This window comes from Undibacterium sp. GW821-FHT11H02 (assembly GCF_058808015.1).
In genome coordinates this window covers 57,590-84,285 of sequence record NZ_JBXARG010000014.1, presented here as the reverse complement: position 1 = coordinate 84,285, position 26,696 = coordinate 57,590, and the positions used below count along the sequence as shown (strand labels likewise).

At 46.0% G+C, this 26,696-nt stretch carries 14 protein-coding genes; 9 read left to right on the top strand and 5 right to left on the bottom strand.

What is annotated here, in order from left to right; all coding sequences use genetic code 11:
• Window positions 1–32: 32 nt before the first annotated feature.
• The 8 genes from AC1RR2_RS14595 to AC1RR2_RS14560 are packed head-to-tail and all read left to right on the top strand — an operon-like array spanning window position 33 to window position 21,007.
• Window positions 33–446 carry a GPW/gp25 family protein gene (locus tag AC1RR2_RS14595; RefSeq protein ID WP_493222996.1) on the top strand — a complete coding sequence of 138 codons (414 nt, stop codon included), beginning with the start codon at window positions 33–35 and terminating at the stop codon, window positions 444–446.
• Between the two features lie 15 nt (window positions 447–461).
• Window positions 462–4,232, top strand: coding sequence for a baseplate J/gp47 family protein (locus AC1RR2_RS14590; protein WP_493222995.1), 3,771 nt, complete (start codon window positions 462–464; stop codon window positions 4,230–4,232).
• Window positions 4,229–5,047 carry a hypothetical protein gene (locus AC1RR2_RS14585; RefSeq protein ID WP_493222994.1) on the top strand — a complete coding sequence of 273 codons (819 nt, stop codon included), beginning with the start codon at window positions 4,229–4,231 and terminating at the stop codon, window positions 5,045–5,047. The genes AC1RR2_RS14590 and AC1RR2_RS14585 overlap by 4 nt, the downstream gene beginning before the upstream one ends.
• A gap of 4 nt (window positions 5,048–5,051) precedes the next feature.
• The gene (locus AC1RR2_RS14580) at window positions 5,052–5,345 is read left to right on the top strand and encodes a hypothetical protein (RefSeq protein WP_493222993.1); all 294 of its coding nucleotides are present in this window, start codon (window positions 5,052–5,054) and stop codon (window positions 5,343–5,345) included.
• A gap of 13 nt (window positions 5,346–5,358) precedes the next feature.
• Window positions 5,359–7,893: a baseplate wedge protein gene (locus AC1RR2_RS14575; RefSeq protein WP_493222992.1), complete on the top strand. Its 2,535-nt coding sequence runs from the start codon at window positions 5,359–5,361 to the stop codon at window positions 7,891–7,893.
• Window positions 7,894–7,898: 5 nt separating this feature from the next.
• Window positions 7,899–16,226: a contractile injection system tape measure protein gene (locus AC1RR2_RS14570; protein WP_493222991.1), complete on the top strand. Its 8,328-nt coding sequence runs from the start codon at window positions 7,899–7,901 to the stop codon at window positions 16,224–16,226.
• Window positions 16,227–16,283: 57 nt separating this feature from the next.
• Window positions 16,284–17,639 (top strand): ATP-binding protein, encoded by a 1,356-nt coding sequence (locus tag AC1RR2_RS14565; protein WP_493222990.1) that lies wholly within the window; start codon window positions 16,284–16,286, stop codon window positions 17,637–17,639.
• A complete protein-coding gene (locus AC1RR2_RS14560) occupies window positions 17,636–21,007 on the top strand; it encodes a hypothetical protein (protein ID WP_493222989.1) in 3,372 nt (1,123 codons plus the stop codon). The genes AC1RR2_RS14565 and AC1RR2_RS14560 overlap by 4 nt, the downstream gene beginning before the upstream one ends.
• An 865-nt stretch (window positions 21,008–21,872) precedes the next feature.
• Here AC1RR2_RS14560 and AC1RR2_RS14555 read toward each other — a convergent pair.
• A complete protein-coding gene (locus tag AC1RR2_RS14555) occupies window positions 21,873–22,253 on the bottom strand; it encodes a hypothetical protein (protein ID WP_493222988.1) in 381 nt (126 codons plus the stop codon).
• A 57-nt stretch (window positions 22,254–22,310) separates the two neighbouring features.
• Entirely contained in the window at window positions 22,311–22,520 is a 210-nt protein-coding gene (locus AC1RR2_RS14550) for a hypothetical protein (RefSeq protein WP_493222987.1), read from the bottom strand.
• A 36-nt stretch (window positions 22,521–22,556) separates the two neighbouring features.
• Here AC1RR2_RS14550 and AC1RR2_RS14545 point away from each other — a divergent pair, with 36 nt between their 5' ends.
• Complete coding sequence (locus tag AC1RR2_RS14545; RefSeq protein ID WP_493222986.1) at window positions 22,557–22,913, top strand: transposase; 357 nt, start codon at window positions 22,557–22,559, stop codon at window positions 22,911–22,913.
• A 638-nt stretch (window positions 22,914–23,551) separates the two neighbouring features.
• Here AC1RR2_RS14545 and AC1RR2_RS14540 read toward each other — a convergent pair.
• The 3 genes from AC1RR2_RS14540 to AC1RR2_RS14530 form a co-directional block, all read right to left on the bottom strand.
• Entirely contained in the window at window positions 23,552–24,193 is a 642-nt protein-coding gene (locus AC1RR2_RS14540; protein WP_493222985.1) for a hypothetical protein, read from the bottom strand.
• A gap of 900 nt (window positions 24,194–25,093) precedes the next feature.
• Window positions 25,094–25,978 carry a pirin family protein gene (locus tag AC1RR2_RS14535; protein ID WP_493222984.1) on the bottom strand — a complete coding sequence of 295 codons (885 nt, stop codon included), beginning with the start codon at window positions 25,976–25,978 and terminating at the stop codon, window positions 25,094–25,096.
• Between the two features lie 55 nt (window positions 25,979–26,033).
• Entirely contained in the window at window positions 26,034–26,633 is a 600-nt protein-coding gene (locus tag AC1RR2_RS14530; protein ID WP_493222983.1) for an FMN-dependent NADH-azoreductase, read from the bottom strand.
• Between the last annotated feature and the right edge of the window lie 63 nt (window positions 26,634–26,696).

The following is a 26,696-nucleotide window of genomic DNA, read 5'->3' as shown; positions in this document are numbered from 1 at the left end:
AAAAGTATCATTCAATCAGGTAGATAAACACTGTGGATAAAGATAACGCATTTCTTGGTACAGGCTGGAGTTTCCCACCCACGTTTTCAAAACGCGGCAATGTCCATTTGGTCAGTGCCGAAGAAGATATACGTCAGAGCCTGTTGATATTATTGGGAACCAACCCGGGTGAGCGCGTCATGCAGGCGAGTTTTGGCTGCGGCATAAAGAGTCAGGTTTACGAAAATATCAATGAAAGTACCCTGACCGTCCTCAAAGATTTGATGCAACGCGCCATACTTTTTTATGAACCGCGCGTGATTGTCGAAGGCATACAAACCGACACTTCCGCCGCCTACGACGGCAAACTCGTATTCCTGATTGAGTACCGCGTCATCAGCACTAATACCCGACACAATATCGTGTACCCCTTCTACTTACGCGAAGGTACCGATGTGCAATTGTAATTATCAGGTGGCGGTATGAAACATCGCTTAAACGTCAGCGATGGGCGCAGTCAGGCCCAGCGTCTACTACCGGCATTAAGTGGGGACTACTTTCGCCTGTACGAGATGCGTTTTGAGCAGGTACTGGCGATAGCCAATGAATATGCGCGCATGGTGCATTTTTATAAGTTGGACTTACATGTGGACGGTGATTGGCAACAATTTTTCAATGCCGATGAAACCATACTGATGGCGAGCATACTCGCAGTGAAATCCGACCAACTTGGACAACAATTTGAACAAAGGTTAGCGCAGCACCCGCAATACCGTAACTGGTTCCGTGAAGACATCGTTGCCACCGTCCACGCCAGCTACCGGGAGCCACTCAACTCACCGCTATTAATTGTGCGCGCTCTGAATCAATGGCTAAACAGTATCAGTACGATACAAAGCGACATCGCACACGAAGTCAGAAAGCTGCTAGAAGGCATATTGCGCGGCCTGAAATGGGAAATCAAAACCTTATGCGACAGTACGCCAAGAGTCTTGATGCCGCACACAAAAAACCTGATGAGCCTGCGATTTCAAGAACTGGTCGACTGGCCGTTGCCAGAAATTCGCGCCCATAACGGTACGGAGAAAGTGTCGGAAAAAGCGCCCTCCATCAGCGAGATACAACATAATTTTCATACCCTCAATCAAGCGATACGTATCTTACAAAATGGCATTAAAGCGCTGATGCCAGCATCGCTACTGAGTGGCGATCATGATCCGGCTGCCAGCCTATTAATAGGATTTATCCGTCTGTTTGAACAATTGCAATTGCGCCTGAATCGCTTCGGTGACAAGCATATCGACTTCTACTACCAAGACGTACTCGGCATGCGGGCACAAGAACAAACGCCGGACAACAGTTTCTTGCTGATACGGCCCAGCGCCAGCGCACGCCAGATTTTGATAGAAAAAGCTACGGAGTTTGTCGCAGGACTCGATGCAGAACAAAATGAAATTATCTATACCGCAGACGAAACAACACAGCTCAATGACGCCAAAGTTACCGCGATCAGTACGGTCTATTTTGACCGTAAGCCACGTCATGACAAAGTCTTACTAACGCAATCGAGCTATCACAAGACCATCACGTTACCTGCGAGCGATGCCAGTGAACTCGATCACACTAAATTGCCTCCCTGGCCTTTATTTGGTGCGCCCAAACCCGGTGAGCACTTAGCCGGTGTAGCCCCGTCTGGTTTTGGATTTATGATAGCCAGCGACACTCTGCTGATGAACGAAGGTGATCGCACAGTCCGGCTGCTATTTCAATTTAAAAAGAACGAGCAAAGCAGCATAGAAGCGATATTGAAACGTATCATCGACAAAGCACACCAAAACCGCCCTCAAAGCAATCTGCGCTTAAGTGATGTCTTCGTCAAATTATTGCGTAGTATGTTCACGATCTCGCTCACGACGAAAGAGGGGTGGCACAAGGTGTCTGAGTACAGGCCAGAATATCGCGGCCTGAATGCCGATTTGTCCGAAAATTGCTTAGCGATCAGCTTTACCTTGCCAGCCAGCGCCCCCGCAATTACTGCATATCAAGCCAAGGTACACGGTGACGCCTATCCGACCTGCCTGCCCCTACTGCGTTTCGACATGACGCAGAATGAATATGCCTACCCCTATGATTTACTCACCCGATGGCTGATCGAAGACATCACGATAGAAGTTAAAGTCCAGGCTTGTCGCCAGTTACTTTTGCACAATCAAATTGGGCAATTAAGCGCATTAGCTCCCTTCCTACCATTTGGCCCTATACCCGCACTAGGTTCCTATCTGGTGGTTGGCTGTCAGGAGATTTTAGGTAAGCACTTAACCGATGTGTCACTCGACATAGAATGGACCGGGCTGCCCGCCAAACTCGGTGGGTTTGTTGCGCATTATCGTGCTTATGAAGTACCTTTAAAACCTGATGCAGTAGAAGTCAAAGTGTCGACTTTAGCCGACGGCAAATGGGTCAAAGCGAGCGCGAATAGCTCGCTGTTTGAATATGCAACCAGAACCGACGGTAGTCTCAGCAATCAAGTCAATCCAGAAAATCGCTTAAGTCTGAAATCGGTATTAGCCTTCTATAAACCTAGTTTGCCGTCACCAACTAATGCGCCTACCAGTCGTTTTAGCTACACGTCTGCGACCATGAATGGTCTGTTCAAAATCAGCCTGGAAGGACCCGAGGCCGCTTTTGGGCATCAGGAATATCCACAATTATTATCCAGAATTTTGACCCAAAATGCGCAGAAGAAAAAACTAGCACTGAGTCAGGCGCTGCCAAATCCGCCCTACACACCGCAAATCAGCCGCATGGTACTCAATTATTCGGCGCAGACCACACTCAGTTTTGAACAGCACTATGAAGGTAAGGAGCGGCTCATCAATAACCAGTTCCTGCATTTGCATCCTATGGGCTGGGAAACTATTTCTGCCGATCACTCCAAACAACCTGCTCTGATTCCTTATTATTCGGCAGCAGGCAATTTATACATAGGAGTAGAAGCCAAATATCTGCAAGACACGCTATCACTATATTTTTATCTGCGTGAAGATTCACTGCCTATGACCAAGATCAAGAAAACCGGCTTGAGCTGGTGTTACCTGGCAGAGAATCGCTGGCATCCGTTTAGCCAGTCACAAATTTTAGATGATTCGACTCATGGTTTTATGACCAGCGGGATCGTACAACTGCAAGTGCCGGAACAGATTGATCAAAACAATAGCATACTGCCACCAGGAAAATTTTGGTTCAGAGTCAGCGCCGATGCCGGTCTTGAACGATTTTGTAGTTTGTACTCCATCTACGCTCAGGCAATTCGCCTCAGTTACTCAAATCAACACGGAAAAAAAACCACCCCTAATCTGCCGGCATTTAGTATCAAACGGAGCCGCAAGCAAATTGCGGGTATCGACAGCGTATTGCAAATCCGCCCCGGCTTTAATGGCAAAGAAAAAGAAAATGCTCACCAATTCCGGACTCGTGCCAGTGAACGATTACGCCATAAAAACCGTGCCGTCACAGCGGCCGATTATGAATTATTGATCTTAGAAAATTTCCCTCAGGTGCACAAAGTGAAATGCTTTGCGAATTTGCGCTCAGAACAAGATCCTGCACAAAGAATTCGCGCTGGTCATATTTTGATTGTGGTTTTACCGCATTTACATCAAGGTGGACATGCCAATCAAAAGCCCAGCTTGAGCGGTCATCTGATTCATGAGATTCAGGAATTTATCCGTGACTTTAGCGCCTCGGATGTCACTATTAGTGTTGAAAATCCTGTCTACGAAGAAGTACAAGTTCGCTGCACGATCAAGCTCAAAACGCATTTGAATGGTAATCGACACAGCGGTCGTTACATAGAACAAATTAACCAGGCATTGTGTGCCTTTCTGTCTCCATGGAACCCACAAGGTCAGCATCAACACTTTGGCTGGACACTACAGCAGCACAATATTATTTCCTTCTTACACGACCTCGACTACGTCGATGAAGTCACCGCAGTATCGATGTTGCAAATCTCTCCAATTGGTGACGCCCGTGACCTGCTATATCACCTCAAGGACAATGCCAAGTTACAGCGTAGCGATAAAGATTTGATCCCCGCATATCCCTGGAGCGTGGCGGTACCGATGAATGAACATTGGATAGTATTGGTCGATCAATATCAACATCAAGACGCGAAAGCGGTCGGCATCAATGAACTAAAAATTGGCTCCACATTTATTATTCCTGCAAAAACACCGAGGACAGAAACATGACCACAAGAACGCGTGACATGCTCAAAAAGCAGTTCCAGCAAGGCAAAATGCCAACCGAGGAAGATTTTTCGGATGTGATCGAATCCATGTTGAATATGCTGGATGAAGGCTTTGATAAGACACCGGAAGATGGCTTCAAGGTCGCCCAGCTACGCGATGGAAAATTGATGAGCTTCTACAAAGATATCAACATAGGCAATGCTTTGTGGTCTTTTGGCTTAGAAAAATCCGGTGACAATCTCAGTATTCAAGATGCACAAAATCGATCTTTGCTAACGCTTTCCAGCGTCACCGATATCAATGACATCCGTCGTGCCGCAGTCGGTATTCTTCAAAGCCAGCCACAACATGAACTCGATGTCGCTGGCTGCATTGCATCGTATGGCAGAGTGGGCCGTAGTGGCGATCTCGCAGCGCCTGCCGATGGCAATTGGTACGACATCACAGAAAATATGACCGGCTGCCAGGCTTGGGAAATCGTCGCGGGTGTGGGTGCGAAGGACAGCGAAGGGCGTTACGCCTTAATGCATGCCTTTGCCATGAACACCTTTAATGCGAATAGCAGTATCACCTATCACCAAAGTCATTTTGGCAATAAATGTAGCCGTATCGAATTACGTTGGATCGCGGAAGATAGCGATAAGCCTTTCGAATTTAAATTACAGATGCGAGTTGGCTGCGGCTACGGCGAAGATGTCTGGATCAAATACCACATGAATCAATTATGGCTGGATACCCTGATGTTAGAGAGCGATCAAAAGCCTTTGCGCCAACCATCGCCACAATATGATGCCAAAGGCAAGGTAAAAAAATAAAGCCATGAGCACACGAGATATCCATTTACAACTCAGCCTGGCACAGGGAAATTTGATACTGGAAGCTTTGGCCGAACGTCCGTTCAAGCAAGTATTTGAACTGATAGGGGCATTAAATTCCCAGGCTGCGCAGATATTCCCGGCTGCGGCAGAGGAACATGATTTAGGCAATTTTATTTTGAATGCGCAGCAATTACGTTTGATTTTAGAGGTCTTGGGCGAAATGCCATACAACCGCGTCAATCGCCTGCTGCACAGCATGCATCAACAATTACAGAAAGCCACAGCGGGTGATTAGTCAACATCACATCATGCGACGCCAAGCCGATCCTGAGCAACTCGACTTCGAGGGGCTCAGAAGGCAAGGCATCGCTTTGCTGCAAGATTTATCAAAAGGAAAATGGACCGATTACAATTTACACGACCCTGGTGTGACGCTATTAGAATTGCTGTGCTATGGCTTAACGGATTTACTGTATCGCACAGAATTTAGTGTTGCCGATTTCCTGACCGATGAAGAAGGTCAAATCCGGTATAAGGAACAAGCCCTATTCGCCCCTCAGGATATCTTCCCGAATCAAGCTTTAACTGATCTGGATTTCTGCAAATTAATCTATGACAGTTTGCCAGCGGTCGATGACGTATGGATTACTCAAGGCAAAACCGACGACCAGATTGCCGGTTTATTTTCGGTTTTTATCAAACCGCATGAATCCCTGTTTGCACATAATGAAAGCGATGAAGATGCCAACCGGGAGCAACTAAGATTAGATGTGCTCGGTCTGCTAGCGCAACATCGAAATCTGTGTCGAGATGTGGCACAAGTACAAATTGTAATTCCACAAGCCTACAGCCTGGCTGGTGAAATTGAAATTGATGACAGCCGCCTGCGCAGTGAAATCTACGCCGACATTTATTTTCAATGTGCCAAATTGATCTCTTGTGGTAGCCGCATTACGCGCTTTGAAGAAGCGCTCCAACAAGGTATGTCTTGGGAACAAATCTTTGATGGCCCGCTTACCGAACACGGGTACATAGACGGCAGCTATTTTTCACAAGACAATTACGATATTGAAGCGATCAAACTGATCACGCTAGTGCGCCATATTCCTGGAGTAAAAAACGTTAAATCGCTCTATTTGCTTGATGAGCAAGGCCATGGCAGAGAGCATTTACGTTTCACACATCATGACACGACTTGTCCGGTACTACATTTTCCTAAAGATCATCAAAAAATACGGGCACTACGTTTAGTACATGGTCGAAGTGCGGCTTTAGAAGCAAATGAGGCACCAAGCACAAAGCTCGCGCCACGCCAAAGCACACGTGAGATTGATGCATTTGCAGAGCAAGTCAGTCTCTATCTGAAGAAGTATGAATTTGAGCACGAAGCATTTCGCCGCAATCTCGTTCATCTCGACAAAGTCGTACCGCTGCCACTAGGTCAGGCCAGACAGTTTTCCGAGTACACCTCGCTAGGAGAGGATACTCCTGCCATCTACGGCATCAATCGCTATGGTGTACCAAAATCAGAACCGGCAGAGACACACGCACGGGCACGCCAGTTGAAAGCCTACTTGTATCCGTTTGAACAAATCATGGCGAACTATCTGGCATCACTACAACACGTTCGTCAGGTGTACTCCCTCGATGAAAATTTGCAGCGTAGCTATTTTGCACAGTTCTTAGGCAACACCGAAATTCCCGATATAGAACGCTTGTATACCAAACAGGCGAATAGCCAGCAGGTCGATCAGATTTTGCGTGAGCAGGATAATTTTCATGACAGAAGAAATCGTGTGCTCGATACCTTGCTGGCAATTTATGGCGAACAGTTTCCTGAAGAGGACTTGCGTCGTTATGCTTACTATCATCGCAGCAATGTTGAGCAACACATCATCACTTGCAAGATCCACTTATTACAGCATCTTTGCGAACTCAGTAGTCAACGTGGACAAGCTATCAATCTGATGCGCGAATACCGTGATGGTAGTAACTGCGCTGCCCTTCAACGGCGACTGACTATTTTGATTGGCAATTATCAGCATAGTAATGATCCGAATAATAATGCTGGCCATATCAGTCAGAGTTTGCAAGACGCCGTGCAATACCTGAGCCATTCGCGCTATAAAGAAAAACTCACCAAGCAAATTAACTTTCCAGCGAGCTTGAAAGTCGAGCAAACAATTGCCGTTCCCAGAAACCATAGCAATGGAGAAGGCGCGCGCACCGAAAAAGCCGACTTTGAACTACCGCATGGCATGCTAAGCGATAGCGTGCTACGCAGCGGCGTCTTTTTTGAAAATTATCATTACTATCCAGAGGGTGAACATCATGCCTGGTTGTGCCTCATCAATGAACATGAAGAAGTACTGCCGGTTTGCCTATTGCCTATCGCAGAATTGAGTTCTTACGCAGTAGCCATGCAAGAAAAAATAGTGGCTATCAATCAGCTTTGCGAAGGCTTTCATATCCTCGAACATGTGTTGCTGCGCCCGAGAGTGACTAACTCTGAAGACAAAGAAGCGGAGGAATTCTATGCCCATCGCATCAGTATTATTTTGCCTGGATTCACCGCTCGTTTCGCAGATAAAAAGTGCCGCCGCTGGATAGAAAATCTCATCGCACAAAACCTGCCAGCGCATGTGTTGCCCGAGTTCTACTGGTTAGATTTTGCCTTTTTTGCGCAATTCGAAATGCGCTATCTGCAATGGTTAGGGCACCTGCGTGCCAGCAGCCTGACAGGTTTTTCTGGGGAGCAGAAGACTTTAGATGAAAGTGCCCAACAACTGGTCGCGTTCTTAAAAAAGAACCGACCTCAACATGAACTTCATTACTGGATATGAACAGCATGAAGATCATGAACCGCATCCATCAACTGACATTCGACGTCAACTTTGTCGCGACACCCGCCGACGAACAGGCTTTGCCCGTATGGATACAAGAAAATCTGCTACCTATCATTGATCAGCTTATGCAACAGGTCGATGAACAAACAGAGCTGGGTTCGACTAAAGTAAAACGAATCAAACGCATAGAAAAACTGGAGATTGATCTCGGCACCGTGAGCCAAGCGGAATCGGCGACTGAGTTGCAGCGCCGCTTACACAGCCAGCTTCTCAATGCATTGAGGTTTGAACTCGCAGAAAAAAACGAAACCAGCTTAGAAGCACAAAAGGCGCTCGCTCAAAAGACTCAGTTACTCGATTTTCTGCGCACAGGGCAATTAAGCTGGCGCCTTGAACAGCATGGGAAGCATGCCCACAAACACTTATTAAATCAGGTATTGAATCAACTATTTAGGCCGCCAACAACTTCAATTAAGGCTAACACGAGATTCGAAGAGAGCCTGTCTCAAATAACGCAAAATGATCTGCAATTAACTCGTTTAGTTCGTCAATTTGATACACCTGAACTATTTCAAATTATCAAAGGCCAATTACAAAACTGGCCGATTCGAGAACAAGAACTGATACTAGACTGGCTCAGTCTAGAACTCCTAAGCCTGTCGAATTCATCGGCGGTTTCTACCTCGCCAGCTGCCATTGAGCTGAGCTCAAAAAGCCAACGACAAGAACAATTTTGGAAGCATGTACTATTAGCGATCCAGCACGCCCAATCATGGCAATCGCTAATCATGTCTTGGCTGAGGCAGCGACACCCAACACCTGAGCATGCGCTGAATTACTATCGTCAGGCGATAGAGAGAGACACCACGCTGACGACTAGCACAAGAGCGGCCTTGCATCTTGTTTTAGAAAACTTTCAGCAGCAACTGAACAAAGCGCATACTCAGGCTGCAACCTATGAAGTCACGACAAATAAAGACTTAGCATGGTCTGATGCTGAGGTCGATGCCTTACGCACATTAATTATTGCAAGTAGAACAGACCAGCATCGCTTAGGTATTGAAGACTCGATACCTAAGTCAAATCGACATAAACGATTCAATACGGACCTAGAGAACACGAACGCCAGCGCGCCAGAGGCCATCGTTCATGCCTTAAAAATAGCTGACTTTGATGCGCTTGCTGAGCAATGGTCGCATTTACTATTTAATCAAACAGAGCTCATACGCACACTCAGAAAATCTGCATGGCAATTGTGGCTGCGCAAGTTTGAACCAGTTCACTGTCTGGAAATAGCTTGCGTGTTACAGACTAACTGCGCCTGGTTTTTATCGCGTCATCAGCAAGACATATTGAATCTCGCTGCTGCCGAGCGCGATCACTTGTTGGCACAATTATTAGTAGCAACGCCAGATGCTTTGAATGTCAGTGACTTATTTAAATCAGCACGCTTAGTAAGTCGATTTGAGATTCAAGATACACAGAAACACACTGAGGGGCGAGCCGACCTGCAAGCTAAGAATAGCGAAACGCTAAATCTATCATCATCGAATGATCTGCATCGTGTACTCAAAGCATGGTCTGCGCTGAAACAAAAACCTGAGGCTTTACTCACCCTGTTTTATCGTCATAAGCAAGAATACTTACACAAGCTGCCGCTCAGTCATTTGTTAGAGTTAGCGCAAATCGCTTACCCGGCTATTTTTCAAATATGGCAAGCAGATTTATATCTAATCTCAACAATAGAACAACACCCACAACGAGAATCTAGTTTGCGCAATTTATTGCAGAAGCTATTTTCGACTAAGCGAGATGCAATCAGCTCGCATGACTTCATTGCGCTACTCGCTACACAGCTTGCGAAGGACGCTCACGCGGGCTTTATGCTGCAATGGATTAAGGAAAAAACACCATCGCAATCCCCATCAGAAAACGCCGATGAACAGAATCTGGCGAGCTCTGTTCAGGCCAGCCTGGATGTGGCGATAGAAAATTGTTTGCAGGCCAAGCTAGCTGCCTTGTTCACCTTGCGTCCAACACTTTGGAAACATTGGTTAGCTTATGCGAGTGAAGCGCAGCAACTGAAACTGGCACGCCAATTTCAAGCACAAGTAAGCGATTTTTTAACGATATTGGACCGTCTCCCTCCAACTGAAAAAAGTCTTGCACTGAGCTTCGCGCTGCCCTTGCTGCTCGCCGCCCTTCCCGGAGCAATCAAACCTGCCCAATTGATGTCTGTTCTGCATCCGGATCTACAGGTAGCGCTAAACCGCGACTTATCGCCGGCGTATAGAGGTGTTGAAGCACCGGATCCGACAATTCGCACACCCGATTACCGTCCATATTCCGGCGATGAAATGATCGATGAAGCGATCGGATTTCATAGAAAAGCCGACGCTATTTCAGAATTTTTTCTCAACAAAAATCCCGCGAATTTCGCAGAAATAGTATCGAGCTTAATGCAAGAACGAGGTCGGGAATTGGCGCAGTTCTGGCTCGAGCTACAACGGGATCAACAAGAGCAATACCTGACACATCTAGACTTTGATGGCAAAGTGGATTTACTCGCCTTACTTTATCCTGAGCTTGCACAAGGATTACATCAGACCATCAACTTATTGACGCAGGCAACATGTTTAGCTGTTGAGAATTCAAGCATAGACGAATACGCGAGCAAGCAGTCATCTGAAAACAATCGCCGATTGCAAAGCTTCCTTACCGCAATTGATGAACTACTAGTCTGCGACAAGCACAATGCAAGATCTGCCAAAGAGATAATAGAGAAGTTTCTCAAGCTCTTTCAGTTACGATCAATGAATGCTGACGATACAAAAGAACGCTCGCTGACGCAGCAACTGCCATCTCAAATAGACCACGCTGTCCTGACCTCAGAGGCACTCGTGGAGAGCGAGAAAAGTAAGTACTTAAACGCCACACTGCCATTGATGCTCACCGCACTTCCTGAGGAGCTGAAACTCGTTCTACAAATTTCTGATGCTCTGCCCAGTTTGCTCGAAGTTATAGAACACCAGCCATTGGCGACGTATGAGTCTGGCACTTTGATTGAAAATGCGGCACCACTTCTCGCGGCTCAAACTACAGAGAAGCGCCCACCATCGGACAATAAGAAACTTGATACGAAAATCGATTTTCATCATGAACAAGAGTCTAGCTCGGACATTTTCCTCAAGAAAAATGCTCATGATTTCAGGCAGGCTTTATCGAATTTAATGCGACAACGCCGCCAAGAATTGGCACAATTTTGGCGGGATCTGCAGCAAGATCAGCAAGAACAATTACTCCTACAACTAAATGTTAGCGACAAACTGGACTTGCTCGCCTTACTTTATCCTGAGCTTGCTCAAGAACTGCATCAAGCGGTCAGATTCTTGCGGAATGGCTCACTGTTACCGCTGGAAAATTCGAAGATTAATGGGCGATTGAAAAGACAATTATCCGACATCAACACTCAATCTCTAAGTGCTAGTGAGCATCTTTTAAAAAAATTCCATATTGAAATCGACAAACTACTCGTCTCAGGCGAGTACGAAACCACCTCGGTCAGTGATACTGTGCATGAATTGACCGGGAGTTTGCTGACGCAATCCATGTCGACTGAAAATTCACAAGAACTCAAAGGGCTTAGACTAGGTCAAACGCCAGTAGGCGAGAGCCTTTCGACATCAGAGGGAAACACGCAAGTCGATAAACCTAATGCCTCAAATTCTGCTCAACCACTCGTGTTCACCGCACTTACTGAGGAACTAAAGCTAATCCAAGAAATTGCGAATTCCGTGGCCAGTTTGCCTAAAGGTATAGAGCACCAGCTATCACCCACTAATGAACATGGCGTTTTAGTTGAAAACGTAGCGCCACTTTTAACTTCTTTGGCTACAGCGAGCGAGCCACGATTGGACATGAAGCCTGACATGAAGATGGCCACGACAATCGATACTCATCAACAGAGTGAGCCCAATTCAGATCATTTTTTCAGAGAAAACTCTGACGATTTCAAAAAAACTTTATCGAACTTAATACGACAACGCAGCCGGGAGTTGGCAGAATTCTGGCGAGATTTACAAGCACACCAGCAAGAACAAATGCTCACGCAATTGAACGTTGGCGGCCAAGTAGACTTGCTCGCCTTGCTTTATCCTGAGCTTGCACAAGAACTGCAAGGAACGGTCAGCCTGTTGAAACGTATCGCACCGTCGGCGTTTGAAAATTCGCAGGTCATTGAAAATTTGAAGACAAATTTGAAAAAACAGTCATCCGATATCAGTGTGCCGTCTTCAACTCTGAGTCAGGGGGCTTTGGAGAATTTTCTTATTGAAAGCGGCAAGCTGCTGATTTCCGACAAACACGATGCAACATCCGCGCAACAGATCGTAAGAAACTTCTACAACGACGTACGGGCAATATCGAGTAATGCCGAGCTGAGCCTGTCAGAGCAGTTGGACGCCATCTGGTCTGCGCGCTTGACTCGCACTGCGGGGCAAACCAAGCACCGGCGCAAAAACAGCACAAACAGCACTGACAGCACAGACAGCACCGACAGCCAGCATCTGCTCAATCCGCTGTTACAGGGTTTTCGCAGCTGGCAGAAGGCTCAGGTCGCCTTATCACAATTGAGGCTCACTGTGGATGAGCTAGAACAGTTTCTGCACTGGTGGATACTGCAACAGACGCACAGTGATTCAGAGAGCCCGCCTGAGAATTATGCTTTGATGTTGAACAGCATAAAGCAAGCTGCACAAGAGTGCGCGCATCCTGAATTGTTTATGCAATTAGTTCTCGACGCTTTACTTCATGAGCAGGCGCTTGATTTGGAGCTATTCAAAACTCAAGCCGCAACTATGCCTATGTCAACAACAAGTAATAAGCATAGTCAAGACTGGGATGCGCTTAGTAGCAGGGCAGCAGATGAAGATTTTTATTCTCGATTTGCTGAGCTTTCCTATGACAAGATCACTATTGACCAGGAATGTTCGCTCGCGTTTAACTATCGTTCAAACCAGCTTGAGAGCACGCGGCCTGAAGATCTGCGTAGTACCTTTATTCAGCATTTTTTCTTGGCATTCAGCGACCGCCAAGCTGCACTTGCTACCTTCACCCGATTGCAGCGTGACCCTGGCTTACTCAATTATTTGAATACTGCACAACTGCACCAACTCATTTTTACGCGCTTGCAAAACATAGAATGGCAAGCACGGTTTGCCAACACTGGCTCTGAAGAGAAGGTGCCTAGGCTACTTAGTCAAGTAGAACGACTAGCGTATTACAGCAATGCCAGCCGCGATTTTTTGCTAACTGTTTGGCATAGTTTGAATGGAGAAGCCGAAGTTGGTCAACCGCAATTGCAAGCCCTCGCACACAGTTTAGAAGGCGCTCACGCCGCATCTTTGTTGCAGACTCAAGATATCACCACATTATCGAGCGCTTCACATTCAGCGCCCAACAAAAAACCCTATCGCCTGAATTTGAAACACAACTTGGCGGAAATTTTTGGCCCTGTCCAAGTTACCAGATTCACCGAAAACGAAAATGCGAGCGAGGTATCGTTGAGGTCTAAGCTGGCACTAAACAATCGAGTCGCAGAGCACAAAACCACTCTCGCTCAAACAGAATTTATTGAGTGGTTTAGCCACCTAAAATCACATTTGCAAAACCAGGCTTTCGCTGCATGGACCCTAGAATGGCTAACTGCACATACTCAATCAGCATCATTACAAACGTTTGAGCACGCAATGGACGATGCGGCAAAGTCAATGCCAAGCGCAGGCATAGACGAGCACGGTCTATTGCAACCTGAGAATTTTGCACTGATCTTATGTGTGCTGCAGTCAGCGTTGCCCGATCCTGTGTACCAAAGTTGGCGGCACAGCGCGAGAGATGTATTTTCTTTGCATGATGCGTTCTGGGAAAAATTGTCGCAGCACCCTTTTCTACCTACATCCGAGCTGTATCAATCTTGTTTGAATAACTTAACAAACACGACTTGGGTCAAGGTTCAAGAAAAAAACAGTTTGCCAAATGGAAGCAGCGCTCGCGAGTCAGGATCGCGGCTTGCGCAGAAAGAGAAAATGGCCGTTTCTAGCCTGCCACCGCAACTAAGGGACGCGCTTCCGCACAAGTTGGCGCAGGCTATATTGGAGGGGAATCTACAAAGTTTGGATTTAATCTGGGACGAGATACAGGCTCATCACCTCAACTTATTAGCTCAGGCACAGCGTCGTTACCTCACCAATCTGTCTCTACGTGAAAAAATAATCAGGAACAATCCGACCACTCGATTACTAGATTTAATCGCCGCATTATCACATAGCGCTTCGGTTTGTCTGAAATCGCTATGGCAAACTTGGGATATATGTCGCCGCCATTTGAATCCAAGAATGGCGCTCGCTGATTGTCAAAAGCGAAGTATCAGGGCAGCATTTTCGTATCTGCTCACTAACCCAAACTCAGATTCAAGGCCCAGTCTCTTTCTAGAAAATGTCTTGGTACAGCTAGTGGATGCCAAGCGTAATGCTAAATATTTACCCGATTTACTAAGCGCTTGCTTGCAAGATTTGAATGCGGATCAAAGTCTACAGTCTTCGCAATTAGTTTTGGCGATGGGCGAGATAAGACAGAGGCATTTGCTGCTAGAAAATTTCTATCACATCCAAGATTGGCAAGAAGTCGAGGTATCAAGTCAGATCTGGCCTGCCAACCAGACATCAACCAGCCTAAGCGCCGTCCCTCTTGTTCCTATTTTGACCAAAGTTCAAGTTCAAGACTTGTTTTTGCAAGAAATTGGCCTGCATGCGCCGGAACTGATCGAAGATCTGATGACACCCACAGCGAATGAAATCCATACAGAAGACGCAAATGTGAGCGATGCACCAATCTCCACCGAAATAACGAGCAGCACTCAGTTCGCCAGGATCAAGGCCAGCGATTACCCATCGCTATGGAACACAATTTTGCGCAACAGTACAGATGAAACACAAGAGAAATTCTGGTATGAATATGGCGCGCAACTACAAGGATTAGCGCAGACAGACGATATCTTAAGAATCCAAGCGTCCGCTTTGAATAAGAGCTTGTTGAACTTGTTCGCTGCGAATCGAGCATCGCAAGAAGACATTTCTAGATCGACGACGAGACAAAATACCTTGGCTCAAAATGCTTTAGCAATTGAAGCAGAAAAAAACCGCAAGGATTCCTATCCTATTCAAGCCTTTGCCTTAGACAAGTTGAGTCTGCTATTACAAACTCGCCGTGAATTATCCTTACCGGAACAAAAATTCCTGACGCTGAGTTTAAGCCGCTTATATGCCACGGACAAGTTAGCGTGGACTAACTTTGTTTCTACCTTAAAAGATGAGCCCAGCCTGGAGCGCTATTTGCAACTCGCCAGCTTGCACGACCTCAGTCGTCTATTTAGTTTACTTCGCCCAGAGTTAGAAAAAAGTCTCAAGGACATCATCAAAAGGATAGAAGTTGTTTTTGATGTGTCGCTTACACTTAGCGCTACGGTGTTCACACCGACTACCTGGCGCGCAATCTATCGCGCTGAATTTATAGGCATACAGACACATCACTATCAAGATTTTTTAATCAAATTGTTTTCTGCATTAGCTCATGATTCAGCTCATGATTCAGATCGCACTTCAACTCTGCCCGATCCTGAGATTTGCTTGCAAAAATTAAATGCCTACAAACCAGAAGCACAAGCCGATTCAGACCATGCAAGTTTAGAAAACACCGATGAAGGCATAAAGAATAAAGCCATCGGATCAGATCAGAGCAAAACCAAGAACGCCGACAGCAGTACTTCTTTGAATCATGAATCGCATGTCTTAAACGCCGGCATGGTCATCGTCGCGCCTTATGCACAACGATTGTTCGGCATCTTAGAACTCACCCAGAATGGCAGCTTTGTCAGTGATGAAGCGGCACAACGCGCGGTACATCTCTTACAGTACGTGGTTACTGGCGAGACGCAGACGCCAGAATTTCAACTCAGTTTAAACAAATTACTGTGCGGCATTCACGGTGGCATTCCTATCGTCGCGGGAATAGAAATCACGGCACATGAGCAAGAAGTCATAGAGCAAATGCTGAAAGGTGTCATTAGTCACTGGAGTGCATTAGGAAACACATCGATTCAAGGCCTGCGTGAAACTTTCTTACGACGTCAAGGCTATTTGTACTTCGAAGAAGACAGTTGGAAACTAAAAATTCCGCAGGCTGGTTTTGACATGTTATTGGATCAATTGCCGTGGAGTTTTGCCATGATTAAATTTCCATGGATGCAGGACCCATTGCATGTGACTTGGCGATAGATCGTGGTTTTCAAATCAGCGAGTAAAAAAATTTAGCGAAGCGAAGAAAAGCAAAATATGAATATAGAGAAATTAAGTCAGTGTCTGGAACAAGAAATCGCCTGGTTCAGTCGGGTTTGTGACGCGCGCTTCGACGCCTATTTCAAGAATGACGAGCTCAATGCAAATCTAGAATTACTGTGCCCTGCACCCGATTTGAAAGACTATCAAACCAGCGATAGCCCCTATGCCAATCTGGTACGTGAATTTCAAATGAATTTTTCTGAGCGCATCATTTTAATGCTGGCCTTGATGCCGCATTTGCGTCCTCAAGCTTTAGATTTATTTTCTCTACAAAATTCTGCTTTGGCGCGCGGCTATAGTGAAATCGGTGGCTGGCGCGGCAAACAACATAGCGGCTTCTTACCGACCTGTGAAACGGCTGCCTTCATCCTCGCTGGCAGCGATTTGGTGAAGCGTTTTGAAGTCGCACGCATCTTCAAAGACCCGCATTTTTTTCATCAACAAGGCATACTCAAACTCGATCACCAAGGCAGCGGCGAACCTTTCTTTGGTGCTGCTTTGCTAATGAGCAATGAATACCTACAACGTTTAAGTGATGGCGAAGTCCATAAACCTGACTTTAGCACCAACTTCCCCGCCAAGCTGATGCAAACCCATTTGGAATGGGAAGATCTGGTGCTCAATCGCGAAGTGATGAACGAAGTAGACAACATCGTTGTCTGGCTGCGCCATTCACATGACATTTTACAAAAATGGGGCTTAGAAAAAAGTCTGAAACCCGGTTATCGCAGCCTATTTTATGGTCCTCCCGGTACCGGTAAAACATTGACATCCAGTTTAATTGGTAAAGCGGTCAACGCCGATGTCTATCGTATTGATCTGTCTATGGTGGTATCAAAATACATAGGTGAAACTGAGAAGAATTTAGCCAATGTTTTTGATCAGGCGGAAAACAAACGCTGGATTTTGTTCTTTGATGAGGCCGATTCACTATTTGGCAAACGGACACAAACCAGCAGTTCGAATGACCGCCACGCCAATCAGGAAATATCTTATCTCTTACAAAGGGTAGAAGATTTTCCCGGGGTCGTGATTCTTGCGACAAATTTGAAAGCAAATATTGATGCGGCATTTTCACGCCGCTTTCAAAGTGAGGTGTATTTCGCTATGCCGGATGCGAGACAGCGAGAAAGGCTATGGCATGGTCTTTTTAACCGCGAAGGCACGCTGGCATCCGACATTAATTTTCGCCAAATCGCAGAACAATACGAGCTGGCCGGCGGCGCTCTACTCAATGTGGCACGGTATGCGGCGATACGCGCCATCAGAAATAATCGAGATCTGATCAATCAAGACGACTTATTAGCAGGTATCAGCAGAGAATTAATGAAAGATGGGAAAACACTGTGAAACGATTACTTCAATTCTCCGGTCAAACAACAACGGGGGCGGCTATGTTACGACAATTGACACCAAAAATTTACCTGCTCGGCTTACTACTGAGCGTGCTGACATGGCAGAGTACAGCCTCGCACGCACAGACAGAAATCAAGAGCCTTACGGCGAGTCCCGCAGTAGCGACAAAGTCCGGCACCGCTCAGACGTTTTCCGTGGTTGGCTACAACCGCAATATTAAGCAGGAGCATTTTAAAGGCCTGAGCAAAGCGGTGGTACTGCAAATGCAAAAACAAATGGAGCAGATCTATCGTGATCTGCCCGATTGGAAACATGACTATGCGCTCAAGCATGAGCCGCTCAACGATGGCATAGTCGGCCCCATCACCCTCTCATGGCTGCAACGATTTGGCTTTCAATTTAAGGTATTAACTGAGGCTGATTACGCGCCGGCGCTGGCGAAGAACGTCGACAGAATTGCCCAATTTGCTGACAAGCATAGAGCAGAGTTGAATATTTTACTGAGCCCGGAATTTGAGACCTGGGATCAAAATCAGGCTGACAAAACCAAGAAAGAAGATTTTCAGATTCGCCGTCAAGGGAGTGATAAAGAACTGATAGACCTGGTCAATCGCTTTCGTGGCATGCGTAAGACGGCACCCAGAGCAAGTATAAGCAACAATGTGGATGACAGTGCCTATTTTACTTACAGTTTAAATCAGGCCGATCTGGATGTCTTGGGTGGTAAAGATCAAATTGTGCAAGTGCTGACCACACTCAAAGACAAAGAATTCAATTCCTTAGAAGCGCTCAAAGTAGCGACGACACAAGCCCTGGGCGGGCGTGATTTTTTGGTGAAACAACTCTGGCCTATTGTGGAAAGAAACGCTGCTGATTTTGACGGCTATTTGATTAATGAACTTGCACTGGACAAGCTAAAAAAGGATGCTCAGTTCCCTGCCGCCGTGGTGGATGAATTGAGGATACAAGGTACTATCTATTTTAAGACTAAAGAATTGTTTGACGCTTTTCTGGAAGAAAAACTCAATACCGAATCCCTTTTCCTTGCCAGCGACGAAAAGCAATTATTAGCGGACACCACCCGAGTTTTCGATAATATTCATCTGACCGATCTGGCATTGGCAACGATCAAGAATGAGCTCAAAGGAAATATTCAAAACACGGGTATACCCGCCATCATCGTTAAGTTGTTAACGGAAATTAAGGATGTGAATTATCCCGAAGTCAGCTTATTCCGCAGCGCCGCCATATCAAAGATTGCCATGGGCATAGGCGCTTGCAAACTGAACTCTCCTTCGAATAACTTATATGTCGCCAGCTTACGCATGAGTGAGGCGGAGTTTGAGCTCTTGGAGAAAGAATTAGAAGCGGTACAGGCCTATGGCATTGATGGCCGCAATTTTCTAAAAGAAAACTTGAGCAGTAGTTTTGATGAACTCGCCAAACTAAGATCACAGATCAGTTTGTGCGACGAGCTTAGCGTTAAACAAGCAAAAGAATTAGTTCAACAAATCTATCAAACTTATCTGGCAGTCGCCATTGAGAATACCGCAAAAAAACGGATTCCTGATGAGATCGCGACAATACAAGTACGTGGTGGTGACTGTGCCTGCGCCTTAGATGATATGGCCGGTATCGTGTATGGTTTTTATCCCTATTGGAGTAATAAACGGACGCCACAAATCATGAATTTTCATGTCCTCAATCGCATCGCTTATTATGGATTGACGGTTGATAATGTCGGCGAATTACGCCTCGGTGCCCGTAGTTTTGATGTACGCAATGGTAGCGCGGCAGACAATCAGTTCATACGTACCGCGCATCAATACAATTCTAAAGTAGACTGGCTAATACAAAAAAATGACTGGAATGGCGATTGGCGTAAATACTCACGAGAAAACAAACAAGCGGTATTTAAGAAACTCATCCTTAACATCAGCACTTTGTTACGCACTCCATTAACGGATACCGCTTCACGCATTAAACCCTATGCCAGCCTTGGGTTCTCCAAGCAACCTACACGCGGTGACGGGGTTACTCTGTATTTCCAAAACTATCCACAAGATGCCGACTCCGCCTTACTCTTTAATGAATTCTATCTGGCCTTGCGCAAAGAACTGGAGCAAGAACATCACTGGATTAATGTTCTGGTGTCACAAGAAGTATTGACCGGTGCCAAAGAGACTAAACAAGGTGCCTTGAGTTTAGCCAATCTGGTCAAACTACGTAAAAAATCCAGCCATACTGGCAACATACACAAACAGGGGGTGGTAGCGATAGATGAAATGATTTTGGTATTACTGGAAGAACCTAGCACGGACGCAAAAAAACGCCTACGCGCCGACATCGAAAACGAGTCGAGTTTGCACGGTGCCGAAAGGGCTGATTTTCTGCGTAGTTTATTGCCAGTGCTGCATTTTGATAATCGCAATTGGCAGCAACTCGAAGATGATATCGTCTACGCCAGTGATAATTTTGGCGGAGTAGGCATGTGGGCGCCCTCCTTCGATAATCTGGCGTTACCGATAGGCGAGCTTGAGCATTCTTGCCTCAACAGCAAACACATCGCCACATGTATCTTAAAAAATTATCGTTATCCTGAAGATGCAGAACACATCCCCAGCGCGATAGAAAAATTCGCTTGCGTTAATCGCTGGTTCTTGCAACTGGCATTGACAGCAATGTTGTTAGTCGCGCTTAGCATCGCCTTCCTGTTTTACAAATTCTGCGAAGTGCGCGTGCTGGTACAACGCTATTTCTTAGTGGTAGCGGCGGCGAATATCTTGCCATCTTTAATCATCTTTACTTTGCTTCTGCTCTACGATCCCTACATGGTTGGCCTATCCAAAGGTAATTTGCCGTTTATTATCGCGATAGGAATTATTTTCTTTGGTATGGTGTTTGGCTATCTCTACCTACGGTCACGCAGAGAAGTGCCGCAACGTCAGCATGCGATACCGCAACGGCAAGGCTTGGGTTTCCCTATCATTGTCTGGAGTATAGAAAATAATGAACATGGTTTCCGCTGGATCATACGCAATCGCGGTACCGGTTTTGCCATCATAAAAAAAATAGAAATACTGCTAGATGGGCAAACCGTGGCCGATGCGAAGACGGCATTAGAAGCGGTGTTAGGTCCCGATCAGCATTTGCAATGGAAGAGTCTGCCATTGGTAGGTCAAAAAATTATGCCGGGCGAAGCGATTATTGGCCTATCGATTAGCGATCCGCATTCTGCCGCGGCCTTTGACAAGAAACTGAAACAGCACAAATTAGAAGTCAACATTCTCTATTTCGCCGCCAATAACGAGCACTGGCTGAGCGATGGACGTGAAGTAAGCGCGGTGGGAGGCATGGCTTAAACCGATTGATAGGGTTCATGTATTGCTTATGCGATTAGAAGACTGGCTTTCACAAATGATGTGAAAGCCAGTTTTTTTGTTATGAGCATACGCATCCATACGCTAGTCTCACACATGTCTCCATAGGGGGCGTCTCAGTTAATCGAGTTCATAATTCAATTGCGGGACCTGATTTGATCTTTTCTTGCAGACTGTTTTTGATTTTTCGCTGTTGATTTTTTTATTGAGCACCAGCGCACTGACTACTGGCGAAGCATAGCGGGTGCAGCAGAAGTTTCGCGTTGCATGCAATGCGCCTGCGTAACGGTATCCGCTTGCAAGCGGATACTCCTTCCCTACAGGGACACAGGGATGCGACGCAGGAGCACGCGCCGTAACCCTGACTAAATCCTTGCGCATCGAAGCGCACACTTATAGCTTGGCAGACGTGGCGGGGCGTAAGACATAATGCCCGTTATGCGACTTTGTCACACCAAGTGTAACGACTGGGGCAATTTCGCATAGCGGGTGTTATGTGAACATCGCGCAGCGATTTCCCCCGCAACGGCTGTGTTTTTGATTTTGATTTTGCGTGGCTCTTTTCTGACTCACTGCAAGGCGCGGTGGTGAGCGGCTTTGGCGCGAACCTTGTTTTATCTGACTAGGCTTTGCTGATCGCCGAAGCCGCGAACATCGAGCACGATTAACACTAGCCTGGCGCAATGTTTGCACCGCGCGCCTGTTCATTTTGTTTGAGCTGAACGCACATCACTGTGACAGGCGGTTTGATGACGTTGGTGCTTTTCGTTTTTGCTGCTTCTGAACCACTCCATTTGGCGGAATACGCTCCGCTATTCGCGCCCTACGGATTGCACCTTACGGCCTTTCAATCATATATGAATTGTACTTTAGAGACTTTAAAAATTAATTGTTCATTCTTATCTCTTGAAATTCCAATATATTTTTGACCGTTTAATATTAAGTCTCTAGTAAATTCATGTCCATCTACTATCACTTTAATTTTTAAGAAATCTTTATCATTATTTAGAATTTCAAATGAATCAACGTATTCCAGTACATCGTCAGAAATAACATTTTTCTTACTCCAAACAACTTGATCATTTGAGAAAATTGTAATTGATTGTCCGGAGAATCCTCCTTGCAAATCCACTTTCAATTTCTCATGCGCAACTTGATCAACACATGCGTTTAAGACAGAAATAATAAAGCCGAACATTAACAATAAGAACCTATTTTTATACTTCATTAATTTCTCTCCTTATTTATTATTTTTAGAAATGTCATCAATTTGTGATTTGTTTATCTACAAGCTATTGGTAACTTGTGTTTGAGCCATCAATCCACCTGATGGAGGTAATAAACTTGCGGCATCACCATATTCATGCGCAGCCGTCCTTTCAAAACTCGCATTTCCAACTGGCTTGGACGGTGTGGACGGAATGAGAGTCTCACTAATGCTAATTTGATTTCCCCCAATTTTGTCAACTTTACCAGCAACCAAAGGTGTCAGCATCGCATTATTTCCTCATTCTAAAACTCATTTAGAAAAATGCCCCGTCGTCCACTCATTAAGTTAGCGGGAATTCTGCAACACCTAGTACAAAGAGGCGTCAATCGAGAGCAGTGCTTTTTTGCCGATGAAGATTATCAGTGTTATCTGCATTGGCTATTTAAGTCGACTGTCGATTGGCAATGCGAAGTGCATGCCTATGTATTGATGACGAATCATGCTCACCTTGATACTCGCCTGCATTCGCATGTTCAGTATTTAGCATTAGGCAGAGATGACGAAACACGACAAGCCGCTTACCGACATCTTTTTAGAATTGCATTCGAAGAAGAAACACTTGATGATATTCGGCTCGCTTTGCAGCAAAGACAGGCTGTTGGTAGCGAAAAATTCTAAGAAGCGATGAGTGTCACGAGTGGCGTAAGACGAACGCAGAGTCGGCGAGGGAGGCCGGCTAAAGTGGCAAATGATGCCATTGAAAATTTGGATCAAACGGATTTTGGATTTTAATCTTTGGGGGGAGTTGAAAATGAAATCAAACGGCTTGAAAAGTAAAGTGATGCTGACCCCTTTGGTGCTCTATTAATTCATGGATATTTCCCTTAGCTATAGCACGTTCGGCTTGCTCTAACAGACTATCAATTACTTCACTTACTTGGTTCATCAGCTTACCTCTATACGATAATTCAGACACCCATCTCAAAAAGCAACAAAAAATAGAATCGAATCCAGATTCCTTTCACCCTCACTCAGCTCTATTGGATAGGCACGAACAGCAGCACTTGGTGTCTTCTGTGCAGGTCATGATGATTGTCGAAGCCGCGAACACCGAGAACGATTAGCGTTAGCGTGGCGCACTCCTTGCTCCGTGCGCCTGTTCAACTATTTCACACGACCTGCAAAGCGTGTGACAAGCGGATTGATGCGCTTAGCTTCTTCTTATCTGCCGAGTCGTTCAACGGCTGGAGTGGTGCAATAGATGAAGCCCATTGCACCTTACGAATTCCTTATGCCTTACGGCCTTGTGTCGTTGGTTAGCTTATCCCCTGCGGCGACTCCACTTCCTTTTGGAGCTCTTCAAACATCCGCAACATCATATTCCCCTGTCCAAACCCATTTTCAGGTGCTTCGAAAAATTTTTTCGCATCGCAAATTTGAATAAGAGCTTCATCTTTCCTGTTTGCCAAGGCCAATATGAGTGCGTAGTCAAATCGTTGAGCGGAGACGTTCCCATCAGAAATAGCCTGACACACGCCATTTAAATTCGAACAAGTTTGTGCAAGGGGCACCAGTCGCTCCCTTACCACCACACTTAAAGTTTCAATAAACCTGTCGAGTTCACCCGCACAATCAAGCGACAGAGAGAATCCGTTCTCTGGCAGTGCGTATTCCGTATAAGTAGCACGCCTAATTTGATGTGAGCACGTAAAGGTTGGCTTTGCGCCTTCCCGTCCAGAGTATCTAACCCACAAGTTTGCGACAGTGCTAATTTTTACAATAAAACGTACTTCAATCCAGACACGATCAGGCAGACCGCGTTCTTCAACGCATCTAAAGTGGAGTTCGTTACGAACAAGCTCACTGGATGGTAACTGGATAGCATCCTCGCCCTTTATTACAGGGAACCCAATATCTTTCGCCAAGTGGCGTAAAAGTAATCTACAAAGCTTTTTCATGGACAATTTTGCCCCTCATCCCAAAAAGCAACAAAAAAGATTCGAATCCAGATTCCTCATCACCCTCACGCAGCTTTATTGGATAGACACGAACAGCAGCGTTGGGTGTCTTCTGTGGTTTCTGTGGTTGACGTGCACTTCAACTCTCTACACGGATTGCAAGCACTGTGACAAGCGGTTTACGTGGCGTATTTCGTCTTCAAATGTGGCATGTCAAAACCCTCCCCCCATTCTTACTGCTTGGCTGCCCCCCGTGCGCAATTTATTCCAACGGACTTTCGCCTCGAAATAAGCTCAAGATGTCTTTACGATGTGACCAGCACTGTCCAATAATTGCAATCAGCGATAAGGCTCCCATAAGTTTCGCCCCCTTGTCCCACCCATTCGCGTATCCGTAAATAGCTGACACTATCACCATAAAAAGGAGCATCTTTAGAATTGTCGATATCAAGAGATGCAGCCCATCTGGCAGTCGATTTCGGTTGCTTTTCATATAAATTGGTTACTTTTTGTTTTATCAATGACGGAAACAGATATCTCTGTCGCAATCTTACCTCCTGCGCTTGTTGTCGATGTCGTGACTGCAGCGCGCCCACCCAACTGCCGATTAATTTAGAAGATTAATTTATACACCCATCCCAAAAAGCAACAAAAAATAGCGTCAAATCCAAATTCCTTATCACCCTCACTCCGCTTTATTGGATAGACACGAACAGCAGCACTAGGTGTCTTTTGTGGTTTGTTCGCAAATAAAATAGTCTATTTTCGCTTGGGCAATGCAACCTGTCCATCTTGCATTGCTTGTTATCCGATAAAAAAAGGGCTTACACGCAATTACGTGAAAGCCCTTTTTTTCCTAAACACTAACAAAGCACTAACGAAGCACTCACTAAGCACTCACTAAGCACTCACTAAATTACCCTGACGAAAATCATCAATCGCTTTAAAAATCTCTTCTTGTGAATTCATCACAAAAGGACCGTATTGTGCGATGGTTTCACCTAGCGGCTTACCTGCAATCAAGATGAATCGCGCTGCTTCATTCGCTTGTATCTTTACGCCGTCGGCTAAGGGCCATTTTTTCAAAATCGCCATACGCTGCAAAGGCACTTGTTGTTCGCCGATTTTGACTTCGCCGCGATAGACATAAATGAAGGCATTGAAATCGGCCGCTAAGTTTTGCGAAAAACTGCTGCCTGCTGGCATAGTCACGTCTAGATAAATCGGTTCGGTGGTCGCTCTTTGCATCGCTCCCGCAACACCATGACTTTGGCCCGCAATGACGCGCACTTTGACGCCTTGCTCGGTAGTGAATTCAGGAATATCGGTGCTCTTAAAATCGCGGTACCAGGCTGGTGTCATTTTGTCTTTGGCCGCCAGATTCAACCATAGCTGAAAACCTTCCATGCGCCCATTTTCCTGCTCGGGTAATTCTGAGTGAATCACACCGCGCCCAGCCGTCATCCATTGCACCCCGCCGTTTTCCAGCAAACCCTCATTACCAGCACTATCTCGGTGGCGCATGCGGCCTTCCAACATATAGGTGATGGTCTCAAAGCCGCGATGCGGATGGTCAGGAAAACCGGCGATGTATTCGTCGGGGTTGTCACTGCCAAACGCATCTAACATCAAAAAAGGATCCAAACGATATTGATAGGGCTGAGTCAAGACTCGCGTCAATTTTACGCCCGCGCCATCGGAGGTCGCTTGTCCGACCACCAATTGCTCAACGGCGCGCGAAAGCTTAACGACTTCAGCAGCTACTGGTGTGATGACGGTGTTCATTTGGTTTTCCTTTTTTTCTTTGAGTTCAAACTATAACTAACTTGATTGATGACCACTAAGCAATGGCAGCTTCAATCTGCGCTTGTGCATCACTAATCGCACGTTGCTCACCTTCCGTACCCATTGCCAAACCTTCAGCATAAATGAATTCCACATCGGTCATGCCGAGGAAGGCAAAAAAGTTTTTCAGGTAAGGCATTTGCGTGTCGTTCGGCGTATTGCGATATAAGCCGCCACGGGTCAAGACCACATACACTTTTTTGCCTTTCAACAGACCTTCCGGGCCAGTTGCAGTGTAACGGAAAGTCACTTGAGCACGGGAGATCGCGTCTATCCAGTTTTTCAATTGCGAAGAAATACCAAAGTTATACATAGGCGCGCCTATCACCAAGATATCGGCCGCCTGCACTTCAGCGATCAAGGCATCATCTAAGGCCACCCGTGCAGCCTGCTCAGGATTACGTTGATCGGCCGGTGTGAACAAAGCCTGTAAGGCGACTTCGTCCAGCGTTGGTTGTGGCGTTACTGCCAAATCACGCACACTAAAGCTAGCACTTGCGTGCTGTTCACGTAAGCGTGCGCTCACTTGATTCGCTAAATTTGTAGAATGAGAACCGGCAACACGGGCGCTGGAATTGATTTGCAAGATGTTCATGGTAATGCTCCTTTGGGTTTGGACTACATTGTTCGGTGAAGATGTGCGTACTTTATATGTTCC